Origin of the sequence: Spirosoma taeanense, from assembly GCF_013127955.1 — a bacterium.
Lineage (GTDB): Bacteria > Bacteroidota > Bacteroidia > Cytophagales > Spirosomataceae > Spirosoma > Spirosoma taeanense.
In genome coordinates, this window is record NZ_CP053435.1 from 4428070 (window position 1) to 4447464 (window position 19395).

General features: G+C 54.1%; 15 protein-coding genes. 6 read left to right on the top strand and 9 right to left on the bottom strand.

Going from position 1 to position 19395, the window contains the following annotated elements; translation table 11 throughout:
• Positions 1–73: 73 nt before the first annotated feature.
• Positions 74–289, bottom strand: coding sequence for a hypothetical protein (locus HNV11_RS18480; protein ID WP_171741068.1), 216 nt, complete (start codon positions 287–289; stop codon positions 74–76).
• Here HNV11_RS18480 and HNV11_RS18485 point away from each other — a divergent pair.
• The 3 genes from HNV11_RS18485 to HNV11_RS18495 all read left to right on the top strand — a co-directional run bounded on the left by HNV11_RS18485 (position 258) and on the right by HNV11_RS18495 (position 4249).
• Entirely contained in the window at positions 258–1244 is a 987-nt protein-coding gene (locus HNV11_RS18485) for a c-type cytochrome (RefSeq protein WP_171741069.1), read from the top strand. The two genes, HNV11_RS18480 and HNV11_RS18485, sit on opposite strands and share 32 nt — an antisense overlap.
• 175 nt (positions 1245–1419) lie before the next feature.
• Positions 1420–2445 carry a sensor histidine kinase gene (locus HNV11_RS18490; protein ID WP_240163561.1) on the top strand — a complete coding sequence of 342 codons (1026 nt, stop codon included), beginning with the start codon at positions 1420–1422 and terminating at the stop codon, positions 2443–2445.
• A 136-nt stretch (positions 2446–2581) separates the two neighbouring features.
• Positions 2582–4249: an amidohydrolase gene (locus HNV11_RS18495; protein WP_171741070.1), complete on the top strand. Its 1668-nt coding sequence runs from the start codon at positions 2582–2584 to the stop codon at positions 4247–4249.
• A 100-nt stretch (positions 4250–4349) separates the two neighbouring features.
• On the opposite strand, the gene HNV11_RS18500 is transcribed toward HNV11_RS18495, so the two are convergent.
• The 4 genes from HNV11_RS18500 to HNV11_RS24165 all read right to left on the bottom strand — a co-directional run bounded on the left by HNV11_RS18500 (position 4350) and on the right by HNV11_RS24165 (position 6155).
• Positions 4350–5192 (bottom strand): endonuclease/exonuclease/phosphatase family protein, encoded by an 843-nt coding sequence (locus HNV11_RS18500; protein ID WP_171741071.1) that lies wholly within the window; start codon positions 5190–5192, stop codon positions 4350–4352.
• Positions 5193–5275: 83 nt separating this feature from the next.
• Entirely contained in the window at positions 5276–5731 is a 456-nt protein-coding gene (locus HNV11_RS18505) for a RagB/SusD family nutrient uptake outer membrane protein (protein WP_317168014.1), read from the bottom strand.
• Positions 5701–5892, bottom strand: coding sequence for a hypothetical protein (locus HNV11_RS24160; RefSeq protein ID WP_317168015.1), 192 nt, complete (start codon positions 5890–5892; stop codon positions 5701–5703). Before HNV11_RS24160 ends, HNV11_RS18505 begins: the two co-directional genes overlap by 31 nt.
• Positions 5889–6155 (bottom strand): carboxypeptidase-like regulatory domain-containing protein, encoded by a 267-nt coding sequence (locus HNV11_RS24165; RefSeq protein WP_317168016.1) that lies wholly within the window; start codon positions 6153–6155, stop codon positions 5889–5891. Before HNV11_RS24165 ends, HNV11_RS24160 begins: the two co-directional genes overlap by 4 nt.
• A gap of 903 nt (positions 6156–7058) precedes the next feature.
• Here HNV11_RS24165 and ffh point away from each other — a divergent pair.
• From ffh to HNV11_RS18525, 3 genes are all read left to right on the top strand, one after another.
• Positions 7059–8378, top strand: coding sequence for a signal recognition particle protein (ffh, locus tag HNV11_RS18515; RefSeq protein WP_171741072.1), 1320 nt, complete (start codon positions 7059–7061; stop codon positions 8376–8378).
• Positions 8379–8642: 264 nt separating this feature from the next.
• Positions 8643–9869 carry a S8 family peptidase gene (locus tag HNV11_RS18520; RefSeq protein WP_171741073.1) on the top strand — a complete coding sequence of 409 codons (1227 nt, stop codon included), beginning with the start codon at positions 8643–8645 and terminating at the stop codon, positions 9867–9869.
• Positions 9870–10066: 197 nt separating this feature from the next.
• The gene (locus HNV11_RS18525) at positions 10067–12766 is read left to right on the top strand and encodes a CARDB domain-containing protein (protein WP_171741074.1); all 2700 of its coding nucleotides are present in this window, start codon (positions 10067–10069) and stop codon (positions 12764–12766) included.
• 72 nt (positions 12767–12838) lie between these two features.
• On the opposite strand, the gene HNV11_RS18530 is transcribed toward HNV11_RS18525, so the two are convergent.
• From HNV11_RS18530 to HNV11_RS18545, 4 genes are all read right to left on the bottom strand, one after another.
• Positions 12839–14869, bottom strand: a complete 2031-nt coding sequence (locus HNV11_RS18530; protein ID WP_171741075.1) for an alpha-1,4-glucan--maltose-1-phosphate maltosyltransferase — start codon at positions 14867–14869, stop codon at positions 12839–12841.
• 137 nt (positions 14870–15006) lie between these two features.
• Positions 15007–16482, bottom strand: coding sequence for a phosphatase PAP2 family protein (locus tag HNV11_RS18535; RefSeq protein ID WP_171741076.1), 1476 nt, complete (start codon positions 16480–16482; stop codon positions 15007–15009).
• A 27-nt stretch (positions 16483–16509) separates the two neighbouring features.
• Positions 16510–17412: a hypothetical protein gene (locus HNV11_RS18540; RefSeq protein WP_171741077.1), complete on the bottom strand. Its 903-nt coding sequence runs from the start codon at positions 17410–17412 to the stop codon at positions 16510–16512.
• A 429-nt stretch (positions 17413–17841) separates the two neighbouring features.
• Positions 17842–19392 (bottom strand): phosphatase PAP2 family protein, encoded by a 1551-nt coding sequence (locus tag HNV11_RS18545; protein WP_171741078.1) that lies wholly within the window; start codon positions 19390–19392, stop codon positions 17842–17844.
• Positions 19393–19395 lie beyond the last annotated feature (3 nt).

Sequence of the window (19395 nt, forward strand, 5' to 3'; positions counted from 1 at the left end):
GGGAAATTGTCTCTTGATTATGCGCTGGATAACTCTTGTTCCAGCCCTAAATTAATTCTGACTTACACGGACTCTAAGGTCTTACTGGCTGCTCGCTGTTCATTCGGCCGGCTGGTTCTTCACTAACAGAAACGGTCGCCTGATGGCGGCCTTTTTTCATTTCAACGGAACGAAATGGCGCTTCATCGGCAACGCTGCTGGCAACCCGCCCGATAGCCATGAATTTTGGCAGGAAACCAAAAACTAGTTCTCTGCTCATGAAATCGGCAAAAAAAATTTTCAAGCGCATAGGCCAGGCATTAGGCGTACTGGTGCTTGTGATCGGTGGTTTTTGCGCTTATGTGGCCCTAACACCGATCCGTTCCTATGATCCGCCCACGCCACCTGTCATTCAGGTTAAGGTAACCGAAGCCCGGGTGAAGCGGGGCGAAGTCATTGCTCAGCTACAATGCATGGCCTGTCATGCAGACAACAACAACCGCGTAACCGGCAAACGTCTGGATGAACTGCCTGCTCTGTTCGGAACGATTTATTCGCGCAACATTACCCAGGATAAGGAAAAAGGCATCGGCAACTGGACCGATGGTGAGATTATCTATTTCCTGCGTACCGGCATCCGGCGCGATGGAACAATTGCCTTCATGCCTAAATACAACCTGATGGCCGATGAAGACATCAAGTCGGTAGTGGCCTGGCTGCGGTCCGATCGGTTTCCAGTTCAACCGTCCAACCAGGAAGCTCCCCCATCTGAGTACAGCTTTGTAGCTAAGCTCCTGCCCTGGACACTGATCAAACCAAACAATTACCCGGCGCACCTCATTCCGCTGCCCGACAGCACCAAGCCGGCCCAGATGGGAAAATACGTCGCTACGGCCGTGGGTGACTGCTACGGATGCCACTCGGCCAACTACCTGGATTTAGATAGTGAACACCCCGAGCGGACAAAAGGCTATTTTGCTGGCGGCAGCAAGTTTACGGGTGAAGATGGCAAATCGATCCTATCGGCCAATCTGACCTTCGACGACGAAACGGGTATTGGTAAGAAATACACTAAAGAGCAGTTTATCCGGGCGGTTAAAATGGGCGTTCGCCCCGATGGCTCCGTGCTTCGTTATCCCATGGGCCCCCGCCCCGCACTCTCAGATCAGGAAGTTGGTGCTATTTATGAATATCTCAGAACCGTTCCCAGACAGCATAACAACATAGCCCAGAAGACCGCAGAGGTTCAACTTGCCGAGAAATAGACCGTAAAGTTTCTGCCTACCCGGAATTAGTCAGGCTTTCTGCTCAGTCAACAGCTGAGCAGAAAGCTTTTAAGGCGTAAAATCAGCAGGATCAGCCCGTAAACAATCGGGCAGTAACGCATTGCAGGCCACGGGTTTATTGGTTAATTTGGCATCAGAACTTCCAGAATGGTTTGTGAACAAATTTACCTATACCGAACAGGATGGCCGCGTTCGGCAGATAGTACTGCCGGTATTCCTGTTGCTGTTCAATAGCCTTACGCTGGGCGACCGTTACTGGACAGACTGGCGCGTTTTTCTGCTGGCCAGCAGCATCTCGTTTGCGCTTTACTTCGGTCATTGGTTCATCAATAACGCAATGGCCTTGCACATTCACCGCAGGCATCCTTCCTACCAGCGCGTTATCCGTCGAATTTGCCTTTCCAGTTTATTGGCGAGCATTAACTCCCTGCTGGTTACTGTGCTGGTGATGTGGATTTATGGCCAGTTAGGGTATCCCGTAGCCCCAACTCGGTGGCTATTGGCGTTAGCGTTTGTCTTTCTGACGGTTATCATCGTAACCGCAGTCTATGAAGGTATCCATGCGTTTGAGCAGTGGAAACGCTACTTTATGGAATCGGAACAGCTTAAGAAAGCGCAGCTGCAAAGCCAGCTCGAAGCACTTAAGCAACAGGTGAATCCTCACTTCCTCTTCAACAGCCTCAACATTCTCGACGCCCTGATTGACGATGACCCGCAACAGGCCCGCCAGTTTCTGGACGAAATGAGTACGGTATACCGCTATCTGTTACGATCTAACGAACAGAATCTTACCTCGCTCTCAACCGAACTGGCATTCATTGAATCGTATTACCAGATGTTACGTACCCGGCACGGTCAGTCGCTGCACCTCGTCACCCGGATCAGTCCGCAATACGCCAATCATCAGATACCTCCCTTAACGCTGCAGCTTCTGGTCGAGAATGCGGTGAAACATAATATCATCCTGCCCGATCAGCCGCTAACCATCGAGATTGCTACCGATGATCAGGCACAGCTTACCGTCCGCAATAACCTGCAGCGGAAGCATACCCAGGTAAACTCCAGCGGTGTTGGCCTCAGCAACATCCTGACCAAATACCGCGTGCTGGGACAGGCTACGCCTACGTTTCAGGAGGATGATCAGCAGTTTGTGGTTACTCTTCCACTCGTGGCAGCGTAGCTCTGATAGCGGCTGGCTACTCCTTCTGTCCTGATCAGCTATAAGCTCTATTCGTCTAACGTTCCGACTTTTGTGATTTGCGCCGGGGTTTAGTCTGGTGTATCTTGGCAATGAATCAACCTGAACAACTCAAACCATGAAAAAAATTACTCTCTTACTGGCCCTGCTCTGGCCTGCCCTTCTGTTTGGGCAATCGAAAAAAGGCGGCAAAACACTCGACCGGCTTGAAAAGCTCAAGGCCGAAGCAGCTGCCGCCGTCGACGCCCGGAAAGATCAGGCGCAGCAGATCAATGACATGCTGTTCAGCTTCTCGGAGCTGGGCTTTCAGGAAGAAGAAACATTCAACTACCTGACGAAGCTGCTCGAAAAAGAAGGCTTTACCATTCAGAAAGGGATTTCGGGCATGCCTACGGCCTGGATTGCCACCTGGGGCAGCGGCAAACCCGTTATCGCTATCGGCTCCGACGTAGACTGCATTCCAAAGGCCAGTCAGAAGCCCGGCGTAGCGTATAAAGATCCAATTGTTGAAGGAGCGCCCGGCCACGGTGAGGGGCACAATTCCGGTCAGGCGCTCAACATCGTTGCGGCTCTGTCGGTGAAACAGTTGATGGAACGCGAGAAAATCCCCGGTACGCTTATGCTCTGGCCCGGCGTTGCCGAAGAACTCGTGGGCGCCAAAGCGTTTTACATTCGCGACGGCTACTTTAAAGATGTTGATGCCTGCATTTTCACCCACGTAGGCCACAACCTGGTTACCTCCTATGGCGACGCCGGGAACAACGGTCTGGTGTCGGTTAAATTCAACTTCGAAGGATCAGCCGCCCACGCGGCCGGGGCACCCTGGCGGGGTAAAAGCGCCCTCGACGCCGTCGAACTGATGAACATCGGCTGGAACTTTCGGCGCGAACACCTTGAACTGACCCAGCGCTCGCATTACGTCATTTCCGACGGGGGCGATCAGCCCAACGTCGTCCCATCGAAAGCGTCGGTCTGGTATTATTTCCGCGAACGCTCCTACCCAAAGATCCGCAAGCTGTTTGAAACGGGAATAAAAATTGCCGAAGGTGCGGCCCTGATGACCGACACCAAGTTTACGTACGAAATTCTGGGCTCAGCCTGGCCGGGGCATTTTAACAAGCCCATTGCCGAAGCCATGTACCAGAACATCAAAAAAGTGGGCTTACCCACCTGGTCGCCCGAGGACCAGATGCTGGCCAAGGCAACCCAGAAGGAACTGGAAGCCCGCAAAATAGAAGGTCTGGCCATGAAGCTGGATAGCCTGGGCTTACCCGCGTCCACGGCACCAACCGTCATGATGGGCGGTCAGACGCTCGTGCCGCTCACGGGCGGCTCCGACGATATTGCGGATATATCGTGGTCCCTGCCAACAATTGTACTGCGCTATCCCAGCAATATTCCAGACCTGCCCGGCCACCACTGGAGCAATGCCATCTCAATGGCGACGCCCATTGCGCACAAAGGGGTTGTGGCCGGCGCCAAAGCTGAAGCCATGACCCTGCTCGATATGCTGCTCAAGCCCGAAATCATAAAAGAAGCCTGGGCGTACTACAACAATGAGCAAACCAAAGAGCAGAAATATACGCCCCTGATTTCGCCCAAAGAGTTTCCGGCCATTTACCTGAACCAGAAAATCATGGCCGATTTCAAGCCGAAACTAGAGAAGTTTTACTACGATCCGTCGAAGTACAAAACCTACCTGGAGCAGCTTGGCATCAAGTATCCAACCCTGCGCGACGACCAGCGGGCGGAGCTGGAGAAGGCTAAAGATGTCCGAGGAAAATAAGCACCGGCGCTTCGGCTGCGGGACGTAAATACCAATCAGAAAAGCCCAGCCTGTAGCAGGCTGGGCTTTTCTGATTATAAAATTCGGCAACGGTCAGGCGTCACTTCATCACCACTTTTACCATCACTGGCTGGTGATCGGATGGGTAACGCTGCTCTTTGGCATCGGTCAGCACACCATATTTCAGCACATCGAACTGCTTGCTGACAAAGATGTAATCAATGCGTTTGTCCATCGGCGCTTCGAACTTAAAGCTGTTAAAGGTGCCTTCGGGACCGTAAGGCGGCTGCTCCGTTACGTTGTGCGTGTCGTTCAGCAGCGTCTGAATCGTTTTGACCTGCTCGGTTTCGGGCGTCGAGTTTAGATCCCCCACTAGAATGACCGGTTGGCTTTTAGCGATCTCCTTGATTTTCTCCACCATCAGCTTACCCGACTGCCGACGGGCCTCAACGCCCTGATGATCGAAGTGAACGCTGAAAAAGAAGAAGTCTTTCCTTGTGTTCAGGTCGGTAAACCGGGCCCAGGAGCAGATACGGTTGCAACAGGTGGCATCCCAGCCCTTGCCGGGTTTGTCGGGGGTTTCGCTCAGCCAGAAATTTCCGGAATCGCGGATTTTAAACCGATCCTTTTTATAGAAGATCGCCGAATGCTCGCCAGCTTCTTTACCATCGTCACGACCGGCCCCGAAAAAGGCAAACTCGTTTAACTCGGCAACATCATTTAGCTGGTCCCGCAAGGCCTCCTGCGTGCCGAAAATATCGAACTCGTGGAAACGAATCAGGGCTTTTACGTTCTCTTTCCGGTTGGGCCAGGCATTGACGCCATCGCCTTTGTTGTTGTACCGGAGGTTATACGTAGCGACAACGATAGGTTCTGATTTTTGAGCGAAAGAAGACCGGGCGGCCAGTACGCTTCCCAGCAAACAAAGAAACAATACGCGCATAAGACGTTGATTTTAGGAACTGTTCTGGAAGGAAGAGAAAACAGCTCTGTTTCTCCTCATGAATAAGAAACAGAGCTGTTTGTTTACCAGCCGGGATTCTGGCAGAGTTTAGGGTTTAGGAGTCGATCGTTCTCCGGAATGGGATAGAGGTAATATTTCTCATTCCAGTTTCTCGGGATGTTGGTCAGCCAGGTCAGCTCGCCCGATGTGTCGTTTTTTAACCGCTGCGGATTCGGCACGCCGTTGACTGTTTCGGCTACGTTGATATACGTAACGCCGGGCAGTTGGGTAGCCGGTTTGATTTTATAGAAAACGACGTCGTTCTTGCCGTCTTCGTTTGTCAGCGTACCCAGTTCGGTCTTGGCTTCGGCGTAGTTCAGCAGAATCTCGGCGTAACGCATAATGGAAATGGAGTTGACGTTCCGGATATTATACGTCGGTGACTGAATGGGTTTGCCATCGCCTATATTCAGGTTCAGGTTCGGAATGGTTCCCTGTAGCCCCTTGGTCAGGTTAGGCAGCGAGCGGTTTTCAAGCACTGATCTACCGCGGCCGTCAGGTTCACTTTCTTCTGCGTACCGTAACTAACCACAACCACCCCGTCCAGCGATTTGGAATCAACCTTGAGCGTTACGCTCAGCGCCGTCTGATTGCCCACAATAATCCCCCGGGGCAGATAACCAACAAACGAGAAAATCAACGTAGCTGATCCGTCGGGTACCGTATCCGGTACGGCCCTTTGGCGTTGGCTGTCGTTCCGCGCTGAGTGCCTTTCACGACAACGCTTACGCCCGGCAGAACTTCGTCTTTTTCGTCGCTGACGGTTCCCGTTACGGTTTGTTCGGCAGCGGTCGTAGTCGACAGATAGCCATTGCCGAATGTAGGGAGCAGGTCAGCCGAACCGGCTATTATGTTGCTTGTCAGCGATATACCACAGAAGAACAAGCAGGAATGTATTTGCACACGGGACGTTCTGCCCGTTTGAAGCAGAACCCTCCCTGGAGGTATACAACCCTTCATAACTGTGAGTTTTTGATAAAATTGAGAAAGTAAACAGTCCGATCCATTCAAAGCCAGTCCGTCGGAAATACAACTTGCTGGCTTCAATCAGAGCGCAAAAAGGGGGAACATTCAGTTCTCTCGAAATAAAATGCCCGTCAGGAATGGATTCCTGACGGGCATTTTATTAAGGATTGTAGGCTATTATTGCTTCCTGGTCCGCTGAGCGTGATTAACTTCTCTGACCATATCCATCAGTCGTTTCCAGCAACGACTGATAGCTTTTTTATCATGCGCTTGGGGTTTAGCGGCTTCTGGCCGGGCAGTCGGTTCGGCAGCCTTTGCCGCTGTATTTCGGGCCAGTGTCGTGTTTCTATCTAACCGGGGATTTTCTGATTTGGCTGGATTCTCCGCAACGGGTTTAGTTTGCCCGTCCCGCGCTCCCTGAGCAGTTAAAGCCCGGGCGGGTAATAGGGCTATCAGCATAGCAGTTACACCGATAAACGCTCCTGTTCTCCAATTTTTCAAGGCTGCTCTCATAGGCTGATACCAATAAAAATACGTTACGATACACGAACTTATGTACGCATGTACTGACTTCCGCAAACATAACGACAATGTATAGTATTATTTTACAATCTAGTTTAATTTTTTTTATAGTAAACAAATTTAATAGAAGCGGTGACCGCTAATTGCCAAACAAGCCAAAGACTTAAACCCGCCAGAACGCAACATTATATGGGCACATTTACTAAAATAGCTGGCCTACCTGGCTATTACCCACATCCGGCCGGCAAACAACAGCACCTGGACGTAACGACACCCCGCCGGAAACTGTTATCTTTGCGTCATTGTTTGTAATACACTATGTTCGAGAATCTTCAGGATAAACTTAATAAGGCCATCAAGACCCTCAAGGGACAGGGCCGCATTACTGAAATCAACGTTGCGTCAACCATTAAAGAAGTGCGCCGGGCACTTACCGATGCCGATGTAAACTACAAGGTTGCCAAGGATATTACAGACCGAATTCGCGACAAGGCCATTGACCGTAAAGTGCTTATTTCGGTTGAACCCGGCCAGTTGTTCGTCAAGATCGTGCAGGAGGAACTGACCGAACTGATGGGTGGCGAAGCGCAGAGCATCAACATCAAAGGCGACCCCGCCGTTATTCTGATTGCGGGGCTTCAGGGGTCTGGTAAAACTACGTTTTCGGGAAAGCTGGCGTCGTACCTGAAAAAACAGGGGCGGAACGTGCTGCTCGTTGCCGACGATATCTACCGACCGGCTGCTATTGACCAGTTGAAAGTCCTGGGTGAGCAGGTTGGTGTTGAAGTTTACTCAGAGCCGGAAAATAAAAACGCGGTTCAGATTGCTCAGAACGCCGTTTCACAGGCGCGCAAATCCGGCAAAAAGGTCGTCATTGTTGACACCGCCGGCCGTTTGGCCGTTGACGAAGCCATGATGCAGGAGATTGAAGCCGTGAAACGGGCAATCAATCCAACCGAGACGCTGTTTGTGGTCGATTCCATGACAGGTCAGGATGCGGTCAATACGGCCAAGACCTTTAACGACCGGCTTAACTTCGACGGCGTCGTGCTGACCAAACTCGACGGCGACGCCCGGGGCGGAGCCGCCCTGTCGATCAAGACGGTGGTCAATAAGCCCATCAAGTTCATCAGCACGGGCGAAAAGATGGAAGCCCTCGACGTATTCTACCCCGACCGGATGGCCAGCCGGATTCTGGGTATGGGCGACGTGATTTCGCTGGTTGAGCGGGCGCAGCAGGCTTTCGATGAGGACGAGGCCAAGCGGATCAACGCCAAGATGCGCAAGAACCAGTTCGACTTCGATGACTTCCTCTCGCAGTTGCAACAGATCAAAAAGATGGGAAACGTCAAAGACCTGCTCGGTATGATTCCGGGTATGGGCAAGATGATCAAAGACCTCGACATCGACAACGATTCGTTCAAGCCTATCGAAGCCATCATCAGCTCCATGACGCCGAAGGAGCGCCAGCGCCCCGACATCATTGACGGCAGTCGTAAGAAACGCATTGCCGCCGGCAGTGGTACGAACATCACCCAGGTAAACAACCTGTTGAAGCAGTTCGACGAGATGCGCAAGATGATGAAGAAAATGAACACCATGCAGGCGTCCGGCAAATTGAACAAGCTGATGCGATAGCGTTCGTAAGCGCTCAAAAATCAATACGAAGCCGGTTAATCACTTTTAGGATTGACCGGCTTTTTTAGTCCAAAATGGATTTACCTACCGTTTAATATAAAAGTCTGATACGCACCAAATTATAAAGCCCGAATATATCATATATACAAAACATTTATATTGTTAAATACGATTAGGCTACTATTCTGTTTTGATGTAATAAATATTCTTTATAGATTTCTGTCGAGGCCTCATCTAACTACAATAGCTAACTGTTTACTCTGTATGTCACACTTCACAAAAAGTGCATTGGTAGGCGCATGTCTGCCCTTGTTGCTCGCGTCCTGTCAGATAAGCGAACCGGAGGCCGTGGTTTCTCGCCCCTCAACTCCCCAGGATGTCGTGCGCTTCAACTCTATTTCGGCAGCAGCGCGAGCCGGGGCAACTACCCAGAAATACATCATCACCCTGAGACAAGACGTCAGCCTGGCGGCCTTATTGCCAACTGAGTCAGGCAATTACGATGCCCGCCTTGCCAGTATGCGCGCCCTGTTGGACAAGCTCATTAGTGAAGGCATTGGGCAGCGAGCCGAGCAGGTTTACGTGGCCGCTCTGAAAGGGTTCGCTATCACGCTGACTCCGCAGGAGGTCGCGGTTTTGCAGAAACTGCCCATCGTCGAGTCGGTTGAACCCGACCAGCTGTTTCAGCTAAAGCTTCCCCAGAACGGTGACGTCACGGCGCAGGCGCAGGAAACGCCATGGGGCATTACGCGCATTGGCGGGGCTATAAATTATACGGGTTCGGGTGTTGCCTGGGTTATTGATACCGGCATCGACATGGATCACCCCGATCTGAACGTTAGCCAGACGCGCGGCCGGAATTTTATCCAGAGCGGAGCCTCGCCCGATGACGATAACGGACATGGCTCGCACGTGGCCGGAACGATTGCCGCTAAAAACAATAGTCTGGGCGTCATTGGTGTTGCGGCCGGCGCTACGGTTATTCCGGTGAAGGTACTGGCGGCCAACGGCAGCGGTTCTAATTCGGGTGTAATTGCGGGCGTTGACTTCGTAGCCAGTAATGGCCGGGTAGGCGACGTAGCCAACATGAGTCTGGGTGGCGGTATTTCGACAGCGCTGGATAATGCCGTTGCCAATGCAGCCGCTAAGGGAATCAAGTTTGCCCTGGCGGCCGGAAATGAGTCGCAGAACGCCAACAACTCATCGCCGGGCCGGGTCAATGGCAGCAACATTTATACCGTATCGGCGTTTGATGTCAACAACACTTTCGCCAGTTTCTCAAACTACGGCAACCCACCCATCGACATCTCGGCACCGGGCGTAAGCATCAAATCGACGTATAAAAACGGGGCTTATGCTACCCTGAGCGGCACTTCGATGGCCACGCCCCACGTGGCGGGTATTCTGCTTGCCAACGGCGGCACGCTTCGTTACAATGGTTATGTCACGGGCGACCCCGACGGCAATCCAGACAAGCGCGCTTATCGGTAGAAATCCATTTACGCAATGATTAATGAAACGTAATGCCCGGCCCGTGGTCGGGCATTACGTTTTTATACGCAGGTATCTTTCCGGTAAAACATGCAGTTCGCTCAAGGGTTGACCGTTCACTAACCCGTTCGTACACAAGCGATTTTAAAACGACTAATATTCATCAGTGAATCTTCCAATCCTTAAACCTGACGATTATGTTAGTCATTCCCGGTCGACGAGTTCCCAAAAAAGACTTACCTCCTATTCTGTTCCGCAAACGCGTTACACTCGATATGGGCGATACGTTCTTTGTGGGCGCTTACACCAAAGTATTTCTAAAACTGCGCGGCTTAACGATGGACGACCTTGAGTTTCGCGTACCCGACGGACCGAAAGCCGGGGTAGTGTCGCTCTGTCGCGATGCCGACTACGACCCCACCCGACCCGACGTCATGCTCTGCATTGGCTACGAGCCCGGTACCTACGTCTTTCAGGTAATTGAGCGCAGCACGAACATCATCATGGCTGAGCAGAAATTCCGCGTAACGACCGACTGGCCCGACCAGAAGGCGGGACCGTCTCTATCCTTTGCCGGCATCAGTCAGGAATACGTATCGGGGCCAGCCTGGGGTGGAGGCCCGGCCGGACCGCAGAACGTCAACGTCCTGCCCGCCACCGGAACCCGTCGGCTGGCGGTTCTGCTGATCGACACCGCCGATGGCCGTTACACCACGGACGTGCCTACGCTCGACGGCATCCGCACGCGCTGGATGAATGAGATCATCAACGGCGTATCGGTTGGCGGCAATATGGTCAGTGCCCGACAGTTTTACCGCGAAGTTTCCTACGGCAATTTCGATCTGTCGGCGGATATTTTCGGCCCGGTCAGCCTGCCCAACAACTGGAATACGTACTTCGATACAGCCGCCGGTAAGGTAGGCTGGCCGCTGACGGCGTTTGGACAGGCTGGTATTACCGCCGGCGATAGCCTGATTAATTACAACAATTACGATACCATAATCTTCGTCTCGGAGCAGGCAACGGGCAGTATGAACGCCTGGCCCTATGGCTGGGGCGGTACGTTCTCGACCGCCGAGGGCAGCAAATCGCTCGCGCTGATATCCATGCCGCGCGAGTGGGGAGCGGGTTTCCGAAGTGACCGATCCGTACGGGCAACGGTCGTGCATGAGCTGGGGCACAACCTCGGCCTGGGCGATCAGTATAAACCCGATGCTGGCCGGAACATGGGCAACTGGGACCCCATGGCGTCGGAGGATAACCTGCCGCACTTTTCAATTGCGCACCGGATGATGCTCGGCTGGGTACAGGGAGGCTGGTTAAAGACCTATAATTTTGCTAACGGCGGGACGCCCATTAACGAAACCATTTCGCTGAGCCCGATTGAAGCGGGAGCGCCCCCGGCGGGCCGCCAGACCGGCATTGAAGTTCGGCTGGCCGATGGCTGGAACTACTACGTAGAATACCGCTCCGGGCAGTCAACGCATATTGGCGACCGTAACCTCGACACGAACAACGCCGTCCTGGTCACGGATGTGGACTCTACCCCCGGCGACGCTCCGATTAGTCGGCCAATTATTCTTCGGGTGCCGAACGATTCCGATGGCGACGGCAGCGTGCTGACGAACGGCCTGGATTACCGCGAAACCGACACGACCGATCCGACTTTCCCGACGGACTTCAAGATGAGCGTCAGTAACATTACCAGCAGCAAAGCCGACATAAAGGTTGAGTATGGCGTGAACAGCCGTCCCGATCCGGCGATCCGGCCCTGGCCAGCGGGTCCCGGCCGACAATGGCAGAGCCCCGATATCGAAGTGCAGAATACCCGCAACCTGGCCGACCCGACCAACTGGTTCAACGTGCCGTGGGCCGGAAATCCCAATACGGTTATTGCCCGCGTCAAGAACAACGGCAATCTGGCCGCACCGAACGTGCGGGTCGAGTTTTACGTCAAGAATTTCAACGTAGGCGGTGCGCCCGAAACACCACTGCCCGCCGACACGCGCTCGATTCCGGCCGGCGGCACCGTGAACTTCCAGACGGCCTGGAATCCACCCGGTAACGGCCATTACTGCATCATTGTCCGGATTCCGGGCTACTTTTTGCCTGGTCCGCCACCGGTGATTGAGATGTCGGTCTTCAATAACGAAGCCCAGTCGAACTACGACCGGTTCATCTCCGCATCAGCCTCACCGGCCTCGCGCGAGATTACGTTCGTGGAAGTAGGAAACCCGTATGACAAAGCCACGCGGGTGTTTGTCAGGCCGGGGCAGACCAACCCGCTTTACCGGACGTATGTGGAGCACACAAGCCTTACGCTTGAACCGGGCGAAACCCGCAAAGTAAAGATCATGTTCGAGTACGATCATACTAACCTGTACAAAACGCCCATTTCACTCGGCCCCGATGGTACGTACGATATTTTTAACCGTCGGCAGGACAATCGGACGAACCCAGACCGGATCATCAAAAAATTCCGCCCCGTACCCAACCGGGTAGGGCTGGCGGCTTTCATTGACGATCCTAACGAAACGCCCCCGCATACGGTTGAACTCCTGAGCGGTGCGCAGATTGAAGTGGTAACGGGCCGGAAAACCAGATTTGAATATTTTTATCTGGATGGTCCTGTAGGCGGACGAATTATTGAGGATACGCAGAGCCGCCAGGCTCAGGGTGTTGGGCATGGACGCGTGCTGATCAGCTTCCGCAACGATGAGGACCGCGACAATCCGCGCGTTGTTTACGAAGAAACCCGGCTGGACTGGGATGGGCGGTTTGTGGTGAAAGTACCGGAGAAAGCGCTGGCCATCAAATACCAGACGGTGCAGGGTTATTACCTGCCCGCGCCTGATTTCGGCGACTGTTACAGCGAGGTTATCGAGCGACGCGGTTAGGGTGCAAAACGAAAAGCCGCTTATCTACCCAGCAGATAAGCGGCTTTTTAACGATGAGCTGGCTTCGGCCAATCAGACATCAATCCTTAACACGTGCATCGGCAGGACGTACGGGTCGAGTTCAACGTAATTCCAGTCGTTACGCCAGGTGTACGAAGCGCCCGTTAGCAGATCATTCACAGTATAGTCCTGGTCGAACCCAATGCCTAGGTTCCAGATGGGAACCTGCACCGTAGCGGCCCGGCGATTATAGGCATCCGTGTTGACCACAATCAGCAGCCGGTTGTCGCCCGTTGTTTTTATGTACGCCATAATGGCGTCGTCGGTGACATTGCAGAACTCAATATTGTTGGTTCGTTGCAGGGCCAGGTTCTCGTGCCGGATTCGGTTCGTGAGCGTAATCAGGTACGTTAGCTTGTTGGTTTTGTCCCAGTCCCACAGCCGGATTTCGTACTTTTCGGAGTTCAGATACTCTTCTTTATTCGGGAACGGCACATGTTCCATCAGTTCAAACGACGGGCCGTAGATACCGTAATTACTCGACAGCGTAGCTGCCATGAAGTACCGTATCAGGAACTGCGGCTCGTGGCCCGACTGCAGGATATACGGGTTAATGTCGTGGGTTGTCGGCCAGAAGTTCGGGCGGAAGAAATATTTCATTTCGCTCTGCGTCAGCTCGGTCATATACTCCTGCAACTCAGCCTTGCTGGTCCGCCAAGTGTAGTAGGTATACGAATGGGCAAAGCCCCGCTTGGCCAGCTCCTGCATCACTTTCGGCTTGGTGAACGCTTCCGACAAAAACAGCATATCCGGAAACTCCCGCTTAACCTCCGCAATGACCCACTCCCAGAACGCAAAGGGCTTGGTGTGCGGATTATCCACCCGAACAATGCGAACGCCCCAGGACGCCCACAGCAGCAACACCCGTTTCAGTTCCTGCCAGAGATTCTGCCAGTCCTCGGTTTCAAAATAAACCGGGTAAATATCCTGGTATTTTTTCGGCGGATTTTCGGCGTACTGAATAGTACCGTCCGGCCGCTTTTTAAACCATTCCGGGTGCTCCCTGGCCCAGGGGTGATCGGGTGAGCACTGGATGGCCAGGTCCATAGCGACCTCCATACCGTAATTCTTCGCGATGGCAATGAGGTGTTGAAAGTCATCCACCGTACCCAGTTCGGGGTGAATGGCATCGTGGCCACCCTCGGACGAGCCAATACCATAGGGCACCCCCGGTTCGCCCGGCTGACAGATCACCGAGTTATTTTTACCCTTCCGGTGAGCCATGCCGATAGGGTGAATGGGCGGCAGGTACAATACATCGAAACCCATGTTCGAGATGCGCGGCAACAGCGCTTCCACATCCCGGAACGTACCATGTTTGCCTTCCTCACGCGAGGCCGAGCGCGGAAACAGGCAATACCACGTACTGAATCCAGCCCGGGCGCGGTCTACTTCCACGCCCAGTTCATGACTATAACGCGCCGGATGCTGCCGTTCGGGGTAGCGGTGAGCATAGAACGTAAACTGCTCGCTTTCGGCCACGGATACCGCTTCATCATACCGACTTTCATCCCGAAACAGCGCGGCCATTTCGCGCAGCGCCACCACATCGGCCGTCTCTTCGACCGGCTGCGTTTTTTGTTTTCCACCTTTGGTTTTCCCGCCGGGCAATTGCCCTCCTGCCCGGATAAGCATACCATCCAGATACTGCGCCCCGGCCAGCAGTTCGCTCGTGATCCGCTGACCATCCGCTACTTTCAGGTGAATTTCATGCTGCCACGAAGCCGGATGATCAACCCAGCCCTCGATAGTATAGAGATAGCGGCCCTGTTTTTCAACGATGAACGATGCCCCCCAGCGATCATTGACCAGCAGCGCCATAGCGGCCTCCGTCCAGTCCGGGTCGTCAGTATGTTTATAAAGAAGTCGGACAGCTAGATAGTCGTGCCCATCGGCGATAACATCGGCTTCTACGGCAATAACATCGCCCGGTACAGCCTTGATAGGAAACCGGCCACAGTCGATTTCAGGAGTAACGTGTTCGATAACCACGCGGGACTGACCGGAAGTCTGGCTATCCGACAGAGGAGTGGGAATGCTCATAAACAGAAATCATTCGGTTAGTAGATGTCTTAATAAAGCCGGAATGACGAGTAATGTTACAAAAAAGCCGGGTTATCCAACCCGGCTCCGTACGTTGCTACCCCATTACGTCGTTGATCGCTGCCCGAACAGGTTGTTTACTTCACGCCATCCGTTTTTGCCCAGTCAATGGCGATCTGCCCGACTGTAGTGCCACTTTTAGTCCCTGCTTCAGTATCAAAGCGGTAGTGGACACCCCCGTAGAGCCCCGATATAGCCGCTTCGGCCGCCTGCGCGTTCAGGTTCGTTGCTTCATCGGGAAATACATAGCTCAGTACCGTGGCCGCGGCCGCCGAGATCGTGGCGTGACTGGATGGATAACCCGGCGAATTAGGAATGACCGTCGCCGTCTTGATAGCAGGGTCTATCTGCGAAGGTCGCGGCACAAAGTATCTGTACTTCGTCAGCCAGCCGACCACCACACCGTCCTGCATGGCCCGGTTCATGAGCGCGTAGGTGCGAGCCGTCCGCAGTTCGTTCTGACGGGCCTGCCGGACCAGGTCTTCGGCAAGCCGGTTCCAGTGGCCGAGGGGTGTGTAGGTTCCGGCTCCATCCGCCCAGAAATCGGCAATACGCCACTGTTCACGGGTACGGGCGTTGGCAATCTCGCGTACTTCGGTCAGGGCCTTCTGAAATTCGGCGGAGGTAGTAGCCGGGGGCAGCCCCGGCTGCGACCGGGCTACGGCGGCTGAGTCAAACCAGGTTTTCACCTGACTGGACAGGGGAGCCATCGGCGGACGGGCCGGAATCTCCAGGCTTTTCCACGTTACGTCGTAGGGCGCTTTGGCCAGCAGCGTCTCCCAATTGGTATTCAGGGCGCTGCCGAAGCCATCTGTTTTGGCCCTGGTTATGACCTTTGCCGCCACGGCCGTAGCCAGGTCTTCGCCTGCTTTCAGATCGCTTGGCACATTGGCCCCGGCCCAGACCCGGCTTTGCTTATGCTCGGTGGCTTTGGTTTTCAACCAGTTGGCTTCGTCTGGAAAAAGATAGGCCAGTAACTGATACGAGGCTTCGGCAATGGCGGCATCCTCCGAAGGATAAGACGGAACGTCGGCGATGGGCACCCGCGTAATCACGTCCTGCCGAATGAGCGACGGGCGGTTATACTGGTACTTTGCCCGCCAGGTCACCAGCAGCGCATCGTACTGCGCTACGCTGAGCAGGGCAAAAATCCGGGCCGCGTAGGGATCGGTTATGGGCGAACTGGCGGTAATGCCGTCGTTTTCGGGCACCGCATTGTATTTGGCGACTAACTGCCGGGCAATCTGATTCCAGCGCAGAACGCCCCCGGCCGCCCAGTACGTGACGGCCGTGTTCTGCTCCGGGTTCACACCGAGCAGCCCGTTTTTAACCGATGCCAGTTCAGCCTGATAAGCATTGGACGTAACGGCTGCGGGTTGCGGCACGCTTATGTCGGCGGCCGATTTCAGCACGACCGGACGCCAGTTACCCCCGTCCGGGTCGGTGGTGGCCGGTTCCGTAAACGGTTCAATGCCTTCGTCAATTACTGGTTCTTTACAGCCTGCCAATAAAAGCAGCAGGCTCAGAACGAGAAAAGAAAGATACGTTTTCATGTTTCAATCCGGATGGACCTACGGTGGTTAAATGCCAATGATAATGCCGCCACTCAGCCGCGTTGCCTTTCCGATATTCTGACCGCTGAGCGTGGTGCTATAACCTCCGGTCAGGCCAAATTTTTTCACAATAGGCAGATAGAGCGTAGCACCCGCCCGCGTAAACCCGATGGCGTTGGTTGGAAACGGAATACCAGGGCCGATGTCGGTTCCTTTGCTGTAAGGCGTCTGTTTCTGAATCCAGCCGTCTACGTAAAAATGCCTTGTGGCAAAGCCCCCACGCAGAACCGCGTCAGTTACGTCCGGGACGTTGACCGTCGAGCCGCTGTTGGGATTGAGCTGGCTGGGATCGTAATAATTCACCACCCGGTCGAGCGTCACCTGTCCGCGTCGGATATAGCCAAACTGCCCGGTCAGGAAAAAGCCGCCGGCCTTCAGGTGCAGCATCGTGCGCCCGTCGAGGTTACGGGACCCGTGGCCGATAGTCACCAGCGCGTCAGAAACGTAGTTCTGGATTGGCAAGGAATAGCCCAGCGCAAACAGCCACGAAAGTCGCGCGTTACCCAGTTTGTAATCATAGGCCTCCCACCGTAACGCGGCCGTAAGGTCCTGAAAGCCTTCCTGTTTCTGCCAGTAGCCCGCGCTGGCTTCGGTGCGGATGTACGGAGCCGATATGATCAGGTCCAGGTCGTAGCCCAGTCCATAGGTCCCGTACAGGTTCACCGCCTGGGTTGTAACGGTGCCCAGGTTAGGATTGCGGGTTTCAGTCGTGTTGACGTAATACGTCTCGTAGGTTTCCTGCGAATACGTTACGGCCAGACTCGCCTTGCGCTGCCCACGCATGAAGCCGTCCACCAACCCCTGCGCCCGAGTCGGTTGACCGCATCCGAGGGTTGTCAGTAAGGCAATAGAAAGGAATGCAAACCGCATGATTTCACTTTAGGTTGAGTAAAGTTAATCGTTGGGTTTGATCGACCACTACCCAGGCAGAGAATCTTCGCCACTGGCCAGAGGCCCCCGCTACCTGAGTTTCTCCTGAACCAATGAATCTGCCCTGAGTGACAGTGCCAAAAGATAGGCCACTCAGGAGCTATATGTACTTGAACTGGTCAGAGTCCTACCCGGGCAACTATTACTCTACCAGAATTGATTCGGGTCAAGCCCAAGCGTACTACGACCGGCCTGATTGCCGGTTTCCTCTATTAATTTCACCACGCTTTCCGGCCAATACATATAGCTCAATACCTAGTGCCTAAAAGCCTTCTAAACTCTATCTAGGACTTATTTAACAGGATAGAGTAACCGGTGAAACAGGTGGCCCCGTTTCACCGGAAATACTAGGCAATCACGGCTCAGCAATTACAACCCCGACCCGTCAGCCTTTCCCTTGGCTATGGCGTAAGAACCAATGTTTTTACCACAATCCAGCCCGGCCTGACAGTCAAACCGATAATGAATCAGTCCGTAGATGCGTGAGTTCGACGCTTCTACCGCCTGCGCCCAGAATTCATCGGCCTGGTCGGGGAAGATGCTGCCCAGCACCACAGCCGCAGCAGCCGAGAACGTTGAATGGCCTGATGTATACGAGGGGAAATTCGGCAGACCCACCGACGTTTTTAAACCGAATTGCTGCGGACGCGGATAGTAATAGAAAAACTTGGTGTCCCAGCAGCATACACCAGCGTCCTGAAGCGTGGTGCCGACCAGAGCTAATGTCCGGGCCATGCGCACTTCGCTGTAGTTGGCTTCGTGAGCGGCATTGGCCGCTGTGCGATGCCAGTGGCCGGGCGGGGTATAGCTGCCTACGCCATCGGCCCAATAGTTGGCAATACGTGCCTGTTCGCGCGTCTGGTTGTTGTTAATTGCCCTTAGTTCGTCCAGCGCCTTCGTAAACTCGGGACTGTTTATGGCCGGAGGAGCGGCAGGGCGTAGCTTAATCAACGTTGCCCGGTCAAAATTCCAGGTCGAAACAGCCCCATAGTTGGGCAGCATGGGTGGGCGGGCAGGTGATTCCTGGCTAAGCCATATCTCCTGTAGTCCCCGGCTTCGGGCAGCCTCGATCATGGAAGCAGTAAGCGCCTGATTGTTGGCTGCAGCCATGCCGTCGGTCTTTGCCCGGTTCATCATTTTAGCCGCTACCTGTCCACCCAGGTCCGACCCGGCCGTAAGCTCGCTCTGTACGTTCATGCCTGCCCAAAGGCGGGTGTTGCGATGCTCGGCCAGTTTGGCCTCCAGAAAGGGCCCTTCACCGGGAAACATCGCTTTCAGAACCGTATAGGATGCCATTGCCACAACGGCATCTTCAGACGGATAAGATGGCAGCGTCGAAACCGGCAGGGCAGCCCGTACTGTTGGATCGACCTTTGAGGGCGCCAATCGTTTAAACGTATTCTTATAATTCCAGGCGGCTACCAGGGCATCATACTGTGCAACGCTCAGGTACGCCAGCGCACGGGCCGTGTAAGGCGGATTGGCAAACGGAAACCTCGGATCGGCGAGCGGATTGGTCGCATCCGGTACCGGATACTTACCGTCGGCGGTTGATGCGGGCGGCACATTATACCGGGCCGCCATTTCGCGGGCGATTTCGTTCCAGCGATAGACAGCTCCGGCTCCCCAGTACATCACCGCTTCCTGCTGCTCTCTGCTCAGGGTCGATGATTTGGCTTTCAGGTCGCTGAGTTCAGCCTGATACTCAACAGACGTCGTTGCCATTGGCGCAGCCAGCGTTACCTCCGTGGGCGAACTCAGGACGTACGTTTTCCAGCTACCCGCTTTCGCGTCGACATCTGCCGGTGTGTAGCCCACGCGCTGCGGTTCGGAAATGGTTTTGTCGCAGGAAATCAGCAGGGCCGAAACGCCCAGGACCGACAAACAGCCAATGAATATGTTACGTATGATTGGTTGCATGAA

Coding starts and splice junctions, on each gene's coding strand:
- HNV11_RS18485 (WP_171741069.1), top strand. CDS start 258: ATGAAATCGGCAAAAAAAATTTTCAAGCGCATAGGCCAGGCATTAGGC.
- HNV11_RS18480 (WP_171741068.1), bottom strand. CDS start 289: ATGCGCTTGAAAATTTTTTTTGCCGATTTCATGAGCAGAGAACTAGTT.
- HNV11_RS18495 (WP_171741070.1), top strand. CDS start 2,582: ATGAAAAAAATTACTCTCTTACTGGCCCTGCTCTGGCCTGCCCTTCTG.
- HNV11_RS18500 (WP_171741071.1), bottom strand. CDS start 5,192: ATGCGCGTATTGTTTCTTTGTTTGCTGGGAAGCGTACTGGCCGCCCGG.
- ffh (WP_171741072.1), top strand. CDS start 7,059: ATGTTCGAGAATCTTCAGGATAAACTTAATAAGGCCATCAAGACCCTC.
- HNV11_RS18520 (WP_171741073.1), top strand. CDS start 8,643: ATGTCACACTTCACAAAAAGTGCATTGGTAGGCGCATGTCTGCCCTTG.
- HNV11_RS18525 (WP_171741074.1), top strand. CDS start 10,067: ATGTTAGTCATTCCCGGTCGACGAGTTCCCAAAAAAGACTTACCTCCT.
- HNV11_RS18530 (WP_171741075.1), bottom strand. CDS start 14,869: ATGAGCATTCCCACTCCTCTGTCGGATAGCCAGACTTCCGGTCAGTCC.
- HNV11_RS18535 (WP_171741076.1), bottom strand. CDS start 16,482: ATGAAAACGTATCTTTCTTTTCTCGTTCTGAGCCTGCTGCTTTTATTG.
- HNV11_RS18540 (WP_171741077.1), bottom strand. CDS start 17,412: ATGCGGTTTGCATTCCTTTCTATTGCCTTACTGACAACCCTCGGATGC.
- HNV11_RS18545 (WP_171741078.1), bottom strand. CDS start 19,392: ATGCAACCAATCATACGTAACATATTCATTGGCTGTTTGTCGGTCCTG.